Origin of the sequence: Kibdelosporangium banguiense, from assembly GCF_017876405.1 — a bacterium.
In the GTDB taxonomy this organism is placed as follows: domain Bacteria; phylum Actinomycetota; class Actinomycetes; order Mycobacteriales; family Pseudonocardiaceae; genus Kibdelosporangium; species Kibdelosporangium banguiense.
On sequence record NZ_JAGINW010000001.1, the window covers coordinates 1607693 to 1624429 of the forward strand.

General features: G+C 67.0%; 14 protein-coding genes and 1 pseudogene. 9 read left to right on the forward strand and 6 right to left on the reverse strand.

Annotated features, from left to right (window positions below; translation table 11 throughout):
* Positions 1–116: 116 nt before the first annotated feature.
* Both JOF56_RS07615 and JOF56_RS07620 read left to right on the forward strand, forming a co-directional pair.
* Complete coding sequence (locus JOF56_RS07615) at positions 117–773, forward strand: response regulator transcription factor (protein ID WP_209635845.1); 657 nt, start codon at positions 117–119, stop codon at positions 771–773.
* Entirely contained in the window at positions 773–1966 is a 1194-nt protein-coding gene (locus tag JOF56_RS07620; RefSeq protein WP_209635847.1) for a sensor histidine kinase, read from the forward strand. Before JOF56_RS07615 ends, JOF56_RS07620 begins: the two co-directional genes overlap by 1 nt.
* Before the next feature lie 206 nt (positions 1967–2172).
* Here the strand turns inward: JOF56_RS07620 and JOF56_RS57755 are convergent.
* Positions 2173–3024: pseudogene (locus JOF56_RS57755) on the reverse strand (glycosyltransferase 87 family protein); the annotation flags it as partial.
* 188 nt (positions 3025–3212) lie between these two features.
* Between JOF56_RS57755 and sepH the strand changes: the two are divergent.
* Complete coding sequence (gene sepH, locus JOF56_RS07625) at positions 3213–4310, forward strand: septation protein SepH (RefSeq protein WP_209648079.1); 1098 nt, start codon at positions 3213–3215, stop codon at positions 4308–4310.
* Between the two features lie 42 nt (positions 4311–4352).
* Here sepH and JOF56_RS07630 read toward each other — a convergent pair whose 3' ends face one another.
* From JOF56_RS07630 to JOF56_RS07640, 3 genes are read right to left on the reverse strand one after another with little or no spacing between them, the layout of a single operon-like run.
* The gene (locus JOF56_RS07630) at positions 4353–5336 is read right to left on the reverse strand and encodes a hypothetical protein (protein ID WP_209635849.1); all 984 of its coding nucleotides are present in this window, start codon (positions 5334–5336) and stop codon (positions 4353–4355) included.
* 5 nt (positions 5337–5341) lie between these two features.
* Positions 5342–5854 carry a SigE family RNA polymerase sigma factor gene (locus tag JOF56_RS07635; RefSeq protein ID WP_209635851.1) on the reverse strand — a complete coding sequence of 171 codons (513 nt, stop codon included), beginning with the start codon at positions 5852–5854 and terminating at the stop codon, positions 5342–5344.
* A gap of 59 nt (positions 5855–5913) precedes the next feature.
* Positions 5914–7611, reverse strand: coding sequence for a glycosyl transferase (locus JOF56_RS07640; RefSeq protein ID WP_372448367.1), 1698 nt, complete (start codon positions 7609–7611; stop codon positions 5914–5916).
* A 171-nt stretch (positions 7612–7782) separates the two neighbouring features.
* On the opposite strand from JOF56_RS07640, the gene JOF56_RS07645 reads away from it, so the two are divergent.
* Both JOF56_RS07645 and JOF56_RS07650 read left to right on the forward strand, forming a co-directional pair.
* Positions 7783–9555 carry an ABC transporter ATP-binding protein gene (locus tag JOF56_RS07645; protein ID WP_209635855.1) on the forward strand — a complete coding sequence of 591 codons (1773 nt, stop codon included), beginning with the start codon at positions 7783–7785 and terminating at the stop codon, positions 9553–9555.
* Complete coding sequence (locus JOF56_RS07650) at positions 9552–11372, forward strand: ABC transporter ATP-binding protein (protein ID WP_209635857.1); 1821 nt, start codon at positions 9552–9554, stop codon at positions 11370–11372. Before JOF56_RS07645 ends, JOF56_RS07650 begins: the two co-directional genes overlap by 4 nt.
* Positions 11373–11422: 50 nt before the next feature.
* On the opposite strand, the gene JOF56_RS07655 is transcribed toward JOF56_RS07650, so the two are convergent.
* Together JOF56_RS07655 and JOF56_RS07660 are read right to left on the reverse strand one after the other, a co-directional pair.
* Positions 11423–11995 (reverse strand): DUF2537 domain-containing protein, encoded by a 573-nt coding sequence (locus JOF56_RS07655; protein ID WP_209635859.1) that lies wholly within the window; start codon positions 11993–11995, stop codon positions 11423–11425.
* 8 nt (positions 11996–12003) lie between these two features.
* Positions 12004–12798, reverse strand: a complete 795-nt coding sequence (locus JOF56_RS07660; protein WP_209635861.1) for a TrmH family RNA methyltransferase — start codon at positions 12796–12798, stop codon at positions 12004–12006.
* Positions 12799–12986: 188 nt separating this feature from the next.
* On the opposite strand from JOF56_RS07660, the gene JOF56_RS07665 reads away from it, so the two are divergent.
* The 4 genes from JOF56_RS07665 (at position 12987) to JOF56_RS07680 (ending at position 16517) form a co-directional block, all read left to right on the forward strand.
* Positions 12987–14483: a glutamate-cysteine ligase family protein gene (locus JOF56_RS07665; RefSeq protein WP_209635863.1), complete on the forward strand. Its 1497-nt coding sequence runs from the start codon at positions 12987–12989 to the stop codon at positions 14481–14483.
* A 9-nt stretch (positions 14484–14492) separates the two neighbouring features.
* Positions 14493–15089, forward strand: coding sequence for a TetR/AcrR family transcriptional regulator (locus JOF56_RS07670; RefSeq protein ID WP_209635865.1), 597 nt, complete (start codon positions 14493–14495; stop codon positions 15087–15089).
* Between the two features lie 57 nt (positions 15090–15146).
* Complete coding sequence (locus JOF56_RS07675) at positions 15147–15797, forward strand: biliverdin-producing heme oxygenase (protein WP_209635867.1); 651 nt, start codon at positions 15147–15149, stop codon at positions 15795–15797.
* Positions 15798–15887: 90 nt separating this feature from the next.
* A complete protein-coding gene (locus tag JOF56_RS07680; protein WP_209635869.1) occupies positions 15888–16517 on the forward strand; it encodes a superoxide dismutase in 630 nt (209 codons plus the stop codon).
* Positions 16518–16737: the final 220 nt, after the last annotated feature.

Here is a 16737-nt window from a genome sequence, read left to right on the forward strand (position 1 = left end):
CCCGGCCCCCGATACCCCGGGCCCGCCGGGACCCAGTTCTAGGGATCGGGCGATTCGGGCGCGTTAAGCGAAAGTCCTTATCTCGCGCTTATCCGCGCTTGGGAGAGACTGAGCGCATGCGGGTTCTGGTCGTGGAGGACGAACAACTGCTGGCCGACACCCTCGCCGAGGGCCTGCGGCGGCTCTCCATGGCCGTGGACGTCTGCTATGACGGCGACGCCGCGCTCAAGCGGGTCGGCGTACACGGCTACGACGTGGTTGTCCTGGACCGTGACCTGCCGAAAGTGCACGGCGACGACGTCTGCCGGGCGATGATCGCGGCCGGTGGTGAGGCCCGGGTGCTGATGCTCACCGCGGCCGGGGAAGTCACCGACCGGGTCGCCGGCCTGCGCCTGGGCGCGGACGACTACCTGACCAAGCCGTTCGCGTTCGACGAGCTGGTCGCCCGGGTGCAAGCGCTTGCGCGAAGGGCCCGGCCGGCGTTGCCGCCGGTGCTCCAGCGGTCCGGTGTCGTGCTGGATCTGCCCCGCCACCAGGCGTCCAGGGACGGCAGGCACCTGTCGCTCTCGCCGAAGGAGTTCGCTGTGCTGGAGGTACTCATGCGGGCCGAAGGCTCCGTGGTCAGCGCCGAGGATCTGCTGGAGAAGGCGTGGGACGAGCACGCGGACCCGTTCACCAACGCCGTCCGGGTGGCGGTGATGACGTTGCGCCGCAAACTCGGTGATCCGCCGGTCATCGACACGCTGCCCGGCGCCGGCTACCGGATCGCCTGATGCGCTGGTCGGCACGGGCGCGGCTGACCGCGATGTACGGCGGCCTCTTCATGGCCATCGGCGTGATCCTGCTGGTCATCAACTATCTGCTGGTGCTCGGTGCCCTGCCGAGCGGGGTCGCGGTCGCCCGCCAGGCCGGAATCGCTCCCGAGGAGTGGACGACGGCCGCTGCCCCGACACGCACCGTCACCCCGACCGTGCCGGGCACCACCCCGGACCGGATCGTCGTCGACACCCTGGACAACTACCGTTCGGGCACCATGGCGACAGTGCTGTGGACCTCCGGGATCGCATTGCTGGCCGGTGGCGTGATCGCCACATTGGCCTCCTGGTACATGGCCGGTCGCGTGCTGCGTCCGGTGCACGCGATCACGGCCACCGCCCGCCGGCTGGGCGCGCAGAACCTCAACCGGCGGATCAACCTGGACGGCCCGGACGACGAACTCAAAGAACTCGCGAACACGTTCGACGGGATGCTCGACCGCCTGGCCACGGCGTTCGACAGCCAGACCCATTTCGTGGCCAACGCCTCCCATGAGCTGCGGACACCACTCGCCGTACAGCGCACGCTCGTCGAAGTCGCCATGGCCGACCCCGCGGCCACGCCTGAGATGAAGCGGCTCGGCCAGCACCTGTTGCACACCAACGAGCGCAGTGAACGCCTGATCGAAGGGCTGCTCGTGCTGGCGCGCAGCGACCGCGGGCTGCTGAGCCGGGTCCCGGTCCGGCTGGACAAAGTCACCGAGAACGTGGTCGCGATGTGCTCGGACCTGGCGTCGCAACACGAGGTGACGGTCCAGACGAAGATCACGTCACGCGGCGTTCCCGGCGACCCTGTGCTGCTGGAACGCCTGGTCACGAACCTCGTGCAGAACGCGATCCGCTACAACGAGCCCGGCGGCTCGGTGTCGGTCGAAGTGGGCGATTCACCTGCCGTGCGCGTGGTCAACAGCGGTCCTGCGGTCCCGGTCGAGTCGCTGCCGGGCCTGTTCGAGCCCTTCCGGCGGTTGGAACGGACGTCGACGTCGGGCGGCTCCGGACTGGGGTTGTCGATCGTCGCCTCGGTGGTCAAGGCGCATGACGGGTCGATCGGCGTGGCCGCCAGGCCGTCCGGCGGGCTGGATCTGCGGGTCGAGTTGCCTCGCACGTACACAGCGGTCACCAGCAACAGGATGATCCCGGCGAGCACGTAGCTGTCGCTCACAGCCTGTTGCCAGACACCCGCGTCCCACCCGCCGAACTCGAAGATCCAGACGGGTGTGGAGATCGCGACCGCGGCGGCGAGCACAACGGACAAACCCATCACAACACGACGCTCGGTCACCGCCGTCCAGCCAAGGACAACCAGCACCGGCACAAGCCAAACCCAGTGGTGCACCCACGAAACCGGCGACACGAGCAACCCGCACAACGCCGTTACCGCCAGTCCGGTTGGCACGTTCGACCTGCGGATCACGTACACCGCCAGCGCGATCACCAGCAGCGCGGGCAAGATCCAGTAGAAGTCAACGGAAAGTCGCGCGAACACACCCCGCAGTGACTGGTTGGCAACGTGATCGGGCGCGCCGATCCGGTCACCGTTGAACAGGAGCTTGGTCCAGTAGGTGACCGATTCGCCAGGCAGAACCACGAAAGCCAGGGCCGTTACGGCCACGAACGTCACGCCGGCCCGCAGAGCCGCCCGAAAATCCTTGCGCACCAGGAAGAACAGGATGAACACGGCGGGTGTCAGCTTGATCGCCGCGGCCAGGCCGACCAGCACACCCCGCCACCGCTTGGCCGTGGGCAGGCAGTCCAGGACGACCAATGCCATCAGGACCATGTTGATCTGTCCATAACCCAGCGTGGAGCGCACCGGATCACCGCCCGCGGCAAGCAACTGCACGCCCACGGCCACGAATCCCGGCAGTACAAGCCCCTTTTCGCGACCACGCAACGCCACCAGGAACGCGAACACCACGACGAACAGCAACAGCGCCGAGATCACCGTGAGGATGAGGAAACCCACGCGTGCGGGCAGCAAAGTCGTGGGAACGAAGGCAAGGACGGCGAACGGCGGATAGGTGAACGGCAGGAACGTGCCACGGCTCGTGGCCGGCAGCACACCGTATGGATCACCACCTTGCAGCCATGTCAATGAGCCAAGCCGGTAAATCTCGAAATCCAGGCCGTCCAACACTTTCAGGCCGATGATCAGCCCGAGCGCGATCGACTCCGCCAGCCCGACCAGCACGAGCGGACGCCCCCACACTGCTTTGCGCAAAAGTCAAGCCCTCCGTTCCTGCGAACAAAGTACTGACTAAAGGAGTGCGGATCGGCTTGGGATGCGGGAAGATCGACGTCGGATCTCGCTTAGGCGCGGCGCGCCTCCGTCGTCAAGGCGGCACGCCGTAATAACGTCACAAAGTCAGCGAGGTGAAGTCATTCGGGAGGCTTGAGGTGCGCGCGCTGCGAGTGGTCGGGCTCGGAGAGGACGGCAAGACCGTCATCTGCGAGGACCCGATCCGTGGCGAGCGCTTCCAACTGCCTGCGGACGAGCGGTTGCGCGCGGCTGCCCGTGGCGACGTCACCAGACTCGGCCAGATCGAAATCGAGCTGGAGAGCCAGATGCGCCCACGTGAAATCCAGGCCCGCATCCGTGCGGGTGAGTCCGTCTCACAGGTCGCCGCGGCGTCCGGTCTGCCGGAGGACAAAGTCGAGCGGTTCGCATACCCCGTGCTGCTCGAGCGATCCCGTACGGCCGACCTGGCCCAGCGGGCGCACCCGGTGCGTGAGGACGGGCCGGATGTGCAGACGCTGGGCGAGGTGTGCGCACATGCGTTCGGCCTGCGTGGCCAGGAGTACTCCGAATCGACCTGGGACTCGTGGAAAAGCGACGAGGGCAAGTGGATCGTGCAGCTGCGCTGGACGGCCGGCCGCTCGGAGAACCACGCGCACTGGTCGTTCCACCCTGGCGCGCACGGTGGCACGGTCACTCCGCTCGACGACCACGCCCACGACCTGCTCGACCCGAACCCGAACAGGTCGCTGCGGACCGTACGGCCGGTGACGGAGCTGGCCAGGCAAGCGCTTGCGGTCGAGGCTCCGCCACGCCCGCAACCCCAACCTCAGCCACAGCCCGAGCCGGTGCCTGTGTACCGGCAGCCCGAGCCCGAGCCGGTGTACCAGCCTCCGGAGCCGGTCCGCGAGCCGGAACCGGCCCCGGTGTACCGCCAGCCCGAGCCGGTCCGCCAACCGGAGCCGGTGCCCGTGTACCGCCAGCCGGAACCGGTCCAGCAGCCGGAGCCCACGCCGGAACCGGTGGTCGCCCAGCAGCCGGAACCGGAGCCGGTCGCACAACCGGAGCCGGAGCCCGCTGCCGAACCGGCCGAGCCGGCTGCGGTGACCAAGCCGGTTCAGGAGGAACTGGTACCGGAGCCCGAGCCCGAGGCGGCCAAGGAGAAGCCGGCCCCGCGGCGCGGCAAGGGCAAGAAGAACCACCCGGTCGTCCCGGCCTGGGAAGACGTCCTGCTGGGCGTCCGCTCCAACCGGGGCTGAACCCGCTGAGGAGTGGTTGTCGCGTTGTTTCGCGACAACCACTCACTTGGCTCGCTGGTACAGCAAGTCGGGCACCCAGTTCGCGCGGTCGACCGGGTTGTCCACTGCCACGATGGTCGTCGCGATCAGCCTGAGCAGGTCGATGTCCAGGTGCTGACTGGCAGAGGTGGCGAAGGCGAAGACGCCGTGCCCCGTGTCGAGGATCTTGACCGTGTGCGAGTCGGTATGCGCGGAGTGACTGCTGACCTGGTCATTCGGGATGATGTCAGGCTCGGCGGGCATCAGGCCGGCCGTGATGGTCTGCATCGTGTCGTCCGGGCCGACTCTGCGGAACTCCACCGAGGACACCAGGGACGACGCGCTGATCTGAACCGACGTCAGGGCCAACCCGTCCTCGCGGCTGATTCTGAACGGCACGGTCACCGGCGACTCGCCAGGCAGGACGGCCTGGGCGACCCGGTGGATCTTGTCCATGACATCCGAGTCCGGCACATTTTCCCAGTACACAGTCGCCCATGAATCTTCGGCCCAGCTCCAGACCAGCACCGGTCCCGGCTCGATCCAGTACGCCTCCCGGCCGTTCACGTCGGCCGCCCGTTTGCCCAGGCCGGGGTACGCGGGCGGGTACGGCGAGTTCATCGGCGGGAAGACCTCGATGGTGGCGGTGCCCTGCCCGCCGTCGGCCCGGATCAGCTTGATGACCTGACGGCCAACGCTGGTCTCGTACGTGTCCGGGGTGAATCCGCCCGCCGAGCCGACTGTGACGACCCGCTTCAAGAGGTCGAACCCCTCGGTCGAATGGGCCGGGGCAGTCGCGTCGGGCAGGTTGTGGATCAGCATCGGCACACCGACACCGGCGACGATCACCAGACCGGCGGCCGCGAGCATGCCGGCGACCACACGCCTGCGGCTCTGGCGCCGCCCGGTACGCACGGCTTGGACGACGTCGACCTTGGACCGCTCGGCCGGGGCGGCGTCCCGCAGCGGGGCGAGCAGGCCGATGCCCTCTTCTTCGGTCCGGTTCATCGCCGTCACCTCCCGTCCTGCAGGCTGAACGCCTGGTCACCCAGTTGTTTCCGCAATGCGGCCAGGCCGTGTGAGGTCTGGCTCTTGACGTTGCCCGGCGAGCAGCCGAGCATCCCGGCGACCTCGATCACCGACAGGTCGTAGAGGAACCGCAGCACCAGCACCGCACGCTGTCTGGGCGGCACGCGGCTGAGGGCGGCGTGCAGGACCTGGCTCGTCTCCACGTCCGGGCCGGGCGGCGCGAACTGCTCCGGCGGCTCGTCGACCAGACGGTTGCGGGTGAACCAGCCCGCTCGTTGTTCGTTGAGGAATGTCCGGACCACGATGGTGCGGACGTAGGCGTCGAGGTTCTCGGCCTTGCTCGCCTTGCGCCAGTGCAGGTAGAGCCTGGTGATCGCGTTCTGCACGATGTCGTCGGCACGATGGTCGTCGTTGCAGAGCAGGTACGCGATCCGGCGCAACGCGGGCAGCCGGGCCGTCACGTACTCCGTGTATTGCTCCTCGTCCGTTGTGCGCACGGCGCACCCCCTTTGCCCAGAGGACACCAGAGGCAACACCACCGGTTGTGTGACTCCGATCACACCGGCCACACCCAGACGCCACCGACGTATCGCCCACCGGTACCGAACAGGGCATCACAGGCGCGTCTCAGTTCGTCCGGACGGTCACTCGGGCCGAGGACCACCGCGCTCGCTCGCCAGAACTCCACGTCCCGGCGCGCCTGCTCCCGTTCGTCCGGTCCGATCGATTTCTCCTCGCCGCGTGTGATGGCCTCCAGCAGCCGCGAAGTCGGCCGCTGGATCGCGCCGTAATGTCCCTCCTTGGTGGTTCCCGGCCCGACGAAGTACCCCTCGATGATCGGAAAGCCCATCCCCGCCTGTGCCTGCCAGTACAGCGGCAGGGAGTGACTCGATGTGGCCGGTGGCACCATGATCACCGAACGGTCCGGGCCCGCGTAGTCGCGCCACATGCCCTCGGTGAAGAACTCGGGTGTCACCGGCCGCTGGACAGTTTGAAACGGAGTCGGCGCGATCGGCAGCAGAACAGCCGCGAGCGTGCCGAACCACAGTAATCGCAGGGGAATATGCGTCGCGTGCTCAGCCAGCGTGAGAATTCGCTGACACGCCATGGCAATCAGGATCCCGATCACAGGAACACAGGCCATCGACAATCGCGCGCCCAGCAACGAGTTCAGAAGTGGTAACTGGGAAAAAGCCATCCAGGGCATCGGGATGCCTGTCTTCTCCCCGTTGACCGACAGCCACCAGCCCAACGAGAACACAGCCATGACGCCCGCCGTGATCACGAGTGCCCGTGCGGACGCGACACGCCACAGCCAGATCGCGAGCACGACTACGAGAATTACCAGCGGCCAGCCGAAAAACGCGTTCTCCTCGGTCGGATTGGACTCCAGCCGTTGCCGCACAACTGAATCACCCGCGAGCGAGGACCTGCCGAACGCGGTCATGGCGGCCAGGTCGTTGCCCGCGGCGCCATGCCCCATGTTGCTGTAGCTCTGCGGGCCGTAGAACTGTTTCCAGACCGGATAGGCCACCAGCGGCAACGTCACCAGCACCGCGACGCCCAGGCCCTTCAACAGATTCCTGGTCACCGTCGCCGGGCGGGCACAGCCGTAGACCACCAGCGTGATCGCGGCGATCAGCAACGGCTCCTCGCCCACGAACACCTGGTAAGTGATCAGCAGACCGAGCGCGAGCCCGTTGCGAACCGGATTCCCGCCCCTGGCCAGCACGATCACCCTGGACACAATGAACGGCAGGACGAACATCGCCACGAAGTTCGGGTGTGCGTTGGCGTGCGAGATCATCGGCGGCGCGAACGCACAGAACCCGCCCCCGATCGCCGCGCCGATCCGGGACTGCGCGAGATGCCGGGAGATCACCCAGTACCAGCCGGCCGCGCTGCCCGCCATACCACCGGTGAGCACGACGGCCCAGGTGGCTGTGGTGCCGAACACCCATGTCACCGGGGCCAGTGGAATTCCCAGTCCCAGCATGGATGTGTTGGCCATCATGTTGACGCCGAGCGGGTGGTTCTGCAGCGTCGTGACCAGCGCGTCGTCCGGTGCGTACGCCGCCACCCCGAAGAACCACTCGAACATGTTCTGGTCCTGCAGGCTGTTGACCAGGTAAGCGCGGTCCAGATCCGTCCACAAATGACTGTAGAGCAGCAGTGCGCCCAGGACGTAACAGGCGATGACTGCGGCGTCGACGGCGGTGATCTGTACCCGCCGGGTCGCTTCCCTCAGAACCATCACGTACGGGTGACACCTCAGATCGTCGATCGGGTTGCAGGCACAGCGCAAATTAGCCGGTTATTTGACCTCAAGTGCACTGAAGGTCGCAGGATTGGCCGAAATTGGAGTGCGCCCGCCCAGGTTGGTCTCTACCGTAAAGGGCTGGCGTCGGACTTGTTGGGGGCGGGGATGAACCAGGCCAAGGAGCACGCCTCGGCCTACGCGTCACTCAAACGCCTCGGCCCTTGTCTGCGGCCGTGGCGACGTCGGCTGATACTGGCGATCGTCCTGACCATGACCGCGATGACGGCGGGGCTGCTCATCCCGCTGGCGATCCAGCGAATTCTCGACGGCCCGGTGGCCACCGGCGACACGAGCGGCCTGATCTGGCCGGTTCTGGGTGTGGCACTGCTCGGCTGCGTGGAAGCCGGGCTTTTCTACACCCGGCGGAAAATCCTGGCGAAACCGACCACCCGGATCGAAGCGCGGATGCGCGAGGACCTCTACGACCAGCTGCAACGGCTGCCGATCGCGTTCCACGACCGCTGGCAGTCCGGCCAGCTGCTCTCCCGCGCGGTGGCCGATCTGTCGATCATCCGCAGCTTCATCGCGTTCGTCGCGATCTTCCTGGTGGTCAACAGCATCACCCTGGTCGCCGGGCTGGTCGTGCTGTTCACCCTGAACTTCTGGCTCGGGCTCACAGTGCTGGCCGGCGCGCTGCCACTGATCGCGATCTCCACGGTCTTCGAACGCAAGTACAAGGTGGTCGCGCGGCTGGCTCAGGACCAGGACGGCGACCTGGCCACCACGGTCGAGGAGTCCGCGCTGGGCATCCGCGTGCTCAAGGCGTTCGGCCGTGGCCCGCATCTGGCCAGGAAGTTCGCCAAGCAGGCCGTCGAACTGCGCGGCACCGAGATGCACAAGATCCGGATCAACTCGTTGCTGTGGGGCGCGATCGTGCTGCTGCCCGAGATCGGTATCGCCGGTCAGCTGCTGGTCGGCACGTTCAGCATCGCCGACGGCACGATGACGGTCGGCACCTTGGTCGCAGCCGTCACGATCGCGACGTATCTGCGTTGGCCGACCGATTCGATCGGCTGGCTGCTGGCCGAGACGAACCAGACGGCATCCGCGGCCGACCGCTACTTCGAGGTGATGGACGAGCCTCGCACGGTCGCCGATCCGCCGGAACCGGTGCCGCCGGCCGCTCCGGCACACGGATACCTGAGGTTCGAAAACGTCCATTTCAGGCATTCCGAAGGCAGCAAGGAGATCCTGCGCGGAGTGGACCTGGAGGTCCGGCCGGGCGAGACGGTCGCGCTCGTCGGGTCGACCGGCAGCGGCAAGACCACACTGACGGCACTGGTCGCGCGGCTGGCGGACGTGACCGGCGGGCGGATCACGGTCGACGGCGTGGACATCGCCTCGATGACGTTGGCCGATCTGCGAACCCTCGTGTCGATGGCCTTCGAGGAGCCGGTGTTGTTCTCGGCGAGTGTCCGGGAGAACATCGCGCTCGGCACAACCGATGCCACCGACGAGCAGATCCTGCAAGCGCTGCGGATCGCGCAGGCCGCGGACTTCGTCGGCAACCTGCCATGGGGACTGGACACCAGAATCGGCGAGCAGGGCCTGTCATTGTCCGGCGGGCAACGGCAACGGCTCGCACTGGCCCGCGCGATCGTCGGCCGGCCGGAGATTCTCGTACTGGACGACCCACTGTCCGCTTTGGACGTACACACCGAGGCAGAGGTGGAACGCGCACTGCGCGAAGTCCTGACCGGAGTCACCGCGTTGGTCGTGGCTCACCGGCCGAGCACGGTCCAGCTCGCCGACCGGGTCGCGATGCTGGCCGACGGCCGGATCGCGGCAGTCGGCACACATTCCGAACTGCTGGCCGGCAACACGGCATACCGGACGCTTCTGTCTACTTTGGATGCTCCCGAGGAGGTGCGAACATGAGCGAGGACGAATCCTGGCGTGGCGTGGCCGCCGAGGAGGTCGAAGAACTCGGCACGGCGGTCGGCGCCAAACTGCAGGCGCGGTCCCGGCGATTGCTGGGCTCGCTCATCCGTCCGCGCCTGGGACTGGCCGCACTGACGCTCGGGATCGTGATCCTGCAGAACCTCGCTTCCCTGGCAGGTCCGTTGCTGATCGCCGTGGCGATCGACGACGGCATCCCGGCAGCGATTCGTGGTGACACCACGGTTCTAGCGTGGTGCATCGGCGCGTATGCGGTGAGCTCGCTGGCGAACTCCTTGCTGCTGATGGCGTTCCAGCGGCTGGCCGGGTGGATCAGCCAGAACGTGCTGCTGGACCTGCGGCAGCGGTTGTTCCGGCATTCGCAGCGGCTGTCCTTGTCATTCCACGAGTCCTACACCTCGGGCAAGGTCATCTCCCGGCTGACCGCGGACGTGGACACGCTCAAGCAGCTGCTGGAAGACGGCCTCGACAACATGCTGAACGCCGTGCTGTCGCTGGCGTTCATCGGCACGCTGCTGCTGATCCTGGACGTGCCGCTTGCCTTGATCGTGATGGCCGGGTTCATCCCGCTGGTGCTGATCACGCGCTGGTTCCAGGCCACGTCGCGCACGGCCTACCGCAGCACCCGCGGGGCGATCGCGAAGATCATCGTCCAGTTCGTCGAGACGATGAACGGAATGCGTGCGGTGCAGGCGTTCCGCCGGGAGGCTCGCAACGAGTCGATCATGCACGGGCTCAACACGAGCTACCGCGACGCCAACTACACCGCCGTGAGCGCGGTCGCGGTCTTCACCGCAAGCGTCCGGGCGGTCGGCAACCTGTCGCTGGCCCTGGTGCTCGGGATCGGCGCGTGGCGGGTCACCGGTGGCAGCCTTGAGCTGGGCATCCTGACCGCGTTCACGTTGTACCTGCGGCGGTTCTACGACCCGCTGGACGATCTGGCGATGGTCGCGAACTCGTACGCGTCGGCGAGCGCGGCTCTGGAGAAGATCTCCGGCGTGCTGGAGGAAACGCCGTCGGTCGCCGAGCCCGCACACCCGAAACCGTTGCCACAGGGCGGAACGATCACGTTCGAGCAGGTCGAGTTCCGCTACAGCGCCGATGGTCCGGTCGTGCTGCCGAAGTTCGACCTGACGATCCCGGCGGGCCAGACCGTCGCGCTGGTGGGCGCGACCGGTGCGGGCAAGTCGACGATCGCCAAGCTGGTCGCCCGGTTCTACGACCCGTCGTCGGGTTCGGTCCGGCTGTCCGGAGTGGACCTGCGCGACACCGCGGACGCCGACCTGCGCGACAAAGTCGCCACCGTGACACAGGAGAACTTCCTGTTCTCCGGTTCGGTCGCGGAGAACATCGCGCTGGGCAGGCCGTCCGCCACTCGTGGCGAGGTCGAGTCCGCGGCTGCCGCGGTCGGCGCGCACGAGTTCATCGCGGCACTGCCGGAGGGCTACGACACGGACGTCCGCAAACGCGGCGGCCGGCTGTCGGCAGGGCAGCGTCAGCTGGTCGCGTTCGCTCGGGCGTTCCTGGCCGACCCGGCCGTGCTCGTCCTGGACGAGGCCACGTCCAGCCTGGACGTACCTGGTGAACGTGCGGTGCAGGCGGCGCTGGAGACAGTGCTGGCCGACCGGACGGCGTTGATCATCGCGCACCGGCTGTCCACTGTGCTGATCGCCGACCGAGTCCTGGTCGTCGAGGGCGGCCGGATCATCGAGGACGGCTCCCCCGCCGACCTCGTCGCCGAGGGCCGCGGCGAGTTCGCCGCCCTGCACCAGGCCTGGCTCGACTCACTCGTCTAAGAGGCACCGCCTGGGCCCGATCTCGCCCATACGCTCAATTGCCGGAGCCTCTACAGCAGCACGATCACCAGGGCGACCCAGCCGCATGCCAGGCCGGCGGCGACGCCGAGGGCGACCCAGCGCCAGACCAGGACACGGCGGGCCAGCCAGACCGAAGGGGCCAGGCCCGCCGTGACCACCAGGTTCGCGCCGATCGCCAGGAGCGCGCTGGTCTCGCTCAAGGTCACCGCGAGCGTCAGCACGGCGGCCAGCGTGACGATGGCCATGAGGACGCTGACGGTCAGCCCGGTGAGCCAGGGTGTCGGCTCAGGCAGTTCAGGCTCGACTGCGCTGTTGGCGGTGGCGTCGACCAGCAGGATCTCGCCGGTCAGCGGGTCGTGGTAGCGCACTGTGGTGTCCAAAACCACGGACAACCGGTCGGCGAGCTGACGGCCGCGACGGGAGACAAGCACCGCAGCGGTGGCGTCTTCGGGAGCGTCGGCGCGTTGCATGGCAGCCACGACCTGGGCCCACTCGTTCAGCGAGGTGGAAAGCTCAGCCGGAATCGGGAGCCGGTGCGGGTCCACCACCTGCTCGTCCGGACCGACGAGCTCCGCCTGCTCACCGTTTGTGCGCAATTCCACATGTACAGCTAACCAGTTCCGAGGGCGTAAACAGCGACGGCACCAGCTGTGGCGACGTTCAAGGAGTCGACCCCACCCGCCATGGGGATGCACACAGCGTGGTCGGCCGCGTTGATGGCGACGTCCGTCAGGCCTGGACCTTCGGAGCCGAGCATGATGGCGACCGGGCCGGTGGCCTTGACCTCGTTCAGTGGGACGGCATCCGCGCGGGGCGTGAGTGCGAGCACCTGGAAACCCTTGCTCTGCAAGAACTCCAGTGCACCGGGCCACTCGGCCGCGGTGGTGAAGGGCACGGCCAGCACGTGCCCCATGGACACGCGGACACTGCGCCGGTACAGCGGGTCGCTGCAGCCTGGTCCAAGGATGACCCCATCAACCCCCAGCGCCGCCGCGTTGCGGAACAGGGCGCCGAGATTCTCGTGGTCGCCCACGCCTTCCAGGACAAGCAGCCGCCGGGCACCGGTGAGGTCGTCCAGCGACCATGGCTGGGCGCGGTCCGCGACCGCGAGCACACCACGATTCAGGTGAAACCCGACGACCTCGGCCATGACGTCCGCTGATGTGACGTACGCGGGCACCGAACTGTCCACTTCGGTGTCGAGTTCGGCGATCCGACGCTGCACGCCCAGCAGCGAGCGCACCGGGTAGGGCGAGGCGAGCAACCGCCGGACGACCACCACGCCCTCGGCGATGACCAGGCCTTTCCCGCCCGGCCGGTCCGGCCTGCGGTCGGCCGTGGTGAGATCACGGAAGTCGTCCAGTCTCGGATCGGCTGGGTCTGTTATCCGGATCACTTCGGCCACGGGCGTGATCTTTTCATGGTTGGGGCTTCCACCAGCCGGGAAACCCCGCATATGGACTACAGGATCTCGCAGTGCGTCATCCAGGGATGACCCACAGCACCGATTTGGCCGCTAGCAATCGGCACAATCGCTGTGTCAACGTTGTTTCTCCCAGCTAGTGCGGCCGAGCCGAGCGAAGGGGAGGCGGCATGGGAAGGGACGTGACGACCGGGGCCCACACCCGGGACGATCGCCAACGTTACCGCCGTAAAGTCCAGCGTTGCCTGGACGCGCTGGCAGCGATGCTGAACAGCGGGACATTCGCCTTTCACCGCAGGCAGATGGGCTTGGAGATCGAGCTCAACCTGGTCGACGAGCAGCTCAACCCGTCGATGACCAATGCCGTGGTGCTCGAGAAGATCGCCGACCCGGACTTCACGCTGGAACTGGGTCAGCACAACATCGAGCTGAACGTGCAGCCCCGTCCGCTGGACGGCGACGAAGCGCTTGACCTGGAACAGGATCTGCGCGCGTCGTTGACCAGGGCCAACTCCAAGGCGCACGACGCGGGCTCGGACCTGGTCATGATCGGGATCCTGCCCACGCTGACCGAGGAGCACTTCGACGCGCGCTGGCTCTCGCCGAGCAGCCGGTACGCCGTGCTCAACGAGCGCATCTTCGCCGCTCGCGGCGAGGAGATGCTGCTCAACATGGAGGGCGAGCCGATGCCGGGACGCCCGGCGGACCGGTTGCGCAGCTACACGCAGTCGATCCTGCCGGAAGCCGCGTGTACGTCGGCACAACTGCATCTGCAGGTCGCGCCCGAGGACTTCGCCGCACACTGGAACGCGGCGCAATGCCTGGCCGGTCCTCAGGTCGCGCTCGCGGCCAACTCGCCTTTCCTGCTGGGCAAGGCACTCTGGCACGAGACGCGGATCCCGTTGTTCGAACAGGCCACCGACACCCGGCCGGAGGAGCTCAAGAACCAGGGTGTGCGGCCCCGAGTGTGGTTCGGTGAACGCTGGATCACCTCGATCTTCGACCTGTTCGAGGAGAACGTCCGCTACTTCCCCGGCCTGCTGCCCGAAATGGACGACGAGGACCCGATGGCGGAACTCGCCGAAGGCCGGGCGCCCACATTGCGGGAACTACGACTGCACAACGGAACCGTGTGGCGGTGGAACCGGCCTGTCTACGACGTCGTGGACGGCGTTCCACACCTTCGGGTGGAAAACCGTGTTCTGCCGGCGGGCCCGACCGTCGTCGACCTGGTCGCCAACGCCGCCTTCTTCTATGGGGCACAGCGTGCGCTCGTCCTGGAAGATCGTCCACTCTGGACGCAGATGTCCTTCCAGGCGGCCGAGGAGAACCTGTACGCCTCGGCCCGGCACGGGCTGGGCGCGCAGCTGTACTGGCCCGGCATCGGCTGGATCCCGCCGGACGAACTGGTGCTGCGCAGGCTGCTTCCCATGGCGCACGAGGGTTTGCGCCACTGCGGCGTGTCGGACGCGGCGCGCGAGCGGTATCTCGACGTGATCGAGCAACGATGCGTGGCACGGCGTAACGGCGCCTCGTGGCAGCGGGAGACCGTGGCCAAGATGGAGCAGCGCGGCATGGACCGGGACGCGGCGCTGGTCGGCATGCTGCGGGCGTACATCGAGATGATGCATACCGGCGAGCCTGTGCACACCTGGCCGGTCGGTTAGTGTCATGGGATGCCGAAGATAATCGGTGAATCCTTGGCGGCGCACCGCGAACAGGTGCGCGCCAAGGTGTTCGACGCGATGCGCACACTGCTCTACACCCGTGGTTTCGACGCGATCACGCTGTCCGGCGTGGCGACGGCGGCCGGCGTGGGCCGGTCCGCGATCTACAACCACTTCCCGGACCGGGAGTCGTTGCTGGTCGCGTTCGTCGAGCACGAGACCGCGCAGTACGTGATCCGCTTGCAGGAGGCGCTCACGGCGGTCACCGATCCGGTCGAGGCGCTTGCCGTGTTCGTACGCATGCAACTGCGCGTGCTCGCGGGCCGGCACACACCGCCAGGCGCGAAGCTGAACGCGCTGCTGTCGCCGGAGGCGTACAAGCGGATGGCCGAGCACGTCGACCCGATCACCGCACAGCTACGCACGATCCTCACCGAAGGCATCCGGACCGGGCAGATGGTCGACGAGGACGTCGACGTGCTGGTGCCGATGGTCACGGCCTGCCTGGCGTCCCGTGAGGTCGTGGACGTCGAGGGCGATCTTGATGCCGCGATCGAGACCGCCGTGCGCTTTGTCTTGCGAGCCGTCGGAGTTAGGGTGGCCTAACCGAGGGAAATGACCTATCCTTTTCTGACAGCGGTGTCAGATAAAGGAGACGTGAGCATGAGCCCGACGTTCTCGGAAACCCTGCGAGCTGCGACGATGCCGGTCCACGAGACCGCCAACCACTCGCCGTACATCTCGGCACTGCTGGGCGGAGAGCTCAGCGTGGACGCGTTCGCCGCGCTGGCCAGCCAGCTCTACTACGTGTACTCGGCGATCGAGGAAGCCGCCGAGGCGATGCGCGACGACCCGGTCGGCGGCAAGTTCGTGTTCGACGAGCTGACACGTCAGCCCGCGCTCCGCCAGGACATGGCCTTCTACTTCGGACCGGCGTGGGAGTCGGCGATCTCGCCGTTGCCCGCGACCGAGGAGTACTGCGGACGGATCCGCGAGGTCGCCTTCACCTGGTCCGGCGGGTTCGTGGCGCACCACTACACGCGCTACCTCGGTGACATCGCCGGTGGCCAGGTCATCCGGCACAAGCTGAAGAACCTGCACGGCGTGACCGGGCCCGGCTCGATGTTCTACGTCTTCGACCAGATCCCCAGCGCGCCCAAGTTCCGGGACAACTACCGCGAGCTGCTCAACACCGCGCCCTGGGACGCACAGGAACGCAAGCGCGTGATCATGGAGAGCATCCGGGCGTACGAGCTGAATGTCGGCATCTTCAGCGCTCTCGCCAAGGACATGCCCAGGTATTCCATGTCCTGAGGGTGATCATGATCGCGCCCCGCCGGCCCTCTTATTGCGAGTAGGTTGCAAGTAGAAGATACTTGCAACACCTACCCGTAAGGAGGGCCGATGGCCCCGTACGTCCTGCCGGACCTGGACTACGACTACGGCGACCTCGAGCCGGCGATCATCGGCGAGATCAACGAGCTGCACCACGGCAAACACCACGCCGCCTACGTCAAGGGTGCCAACGACACCCTGGAGAAGATCGACGAAGCTCGCGACAAGGCGGACTTCGGTTCGATCGTCGGCCTGGAGACCACGCTGGCCTTCAACCTGGCCGGCCACTCCCTGCACCAGGTGTGGTGGAAGAACCTGAGCCCCGACGGCGGCGACAAGCCGACCGGTGAACTGGCGGCCGCGATCGACGAGTTCTTCGGCTCGTTCGACAAGCTGCGCGCCCAGCTGAACGCGGCGGCGACCACGATCCAGGGCTCCGGCTGGGGAATCCTGTCCTGGGACCCGGTTGGCCAGCGCCTGCTCACCCAGCAGCTCAAGGACCACCACGCGAACCTGTCGATCGCCACCACCCCGTTGCTGGCCTTCGACGTCTGGGAGCACGCCTACTACCTGCAGTACCGCAACGTGAAGGCGGACTACATCAACGCCCTCTGGAACGTCGTGAACTGGGAGGACGTCAACGCCCGTTTCGTCGACGCCCGCAACGGACTCAACGGCCTGCGCGTCCCGCAGGCCTAGAACCCCTGGCAGCGGATGCTCCGACAAGCGAAGCTGCCGAGGAAATGTGAAAGCCCCGGCCTGCTGGCCGGGGCTTTCACTGTTCCCGAACTGACTGCCGCTCCCACCACGAAGCGGACAAGTATGAGGTTAGCCTACCCTCACTAACTCCGCAAGAGTCTGAGTTTGCCCCCAAAGTGGCGTTGGGAGCGCTGGACGCTCCGAAAGCCACTTTGGGGGC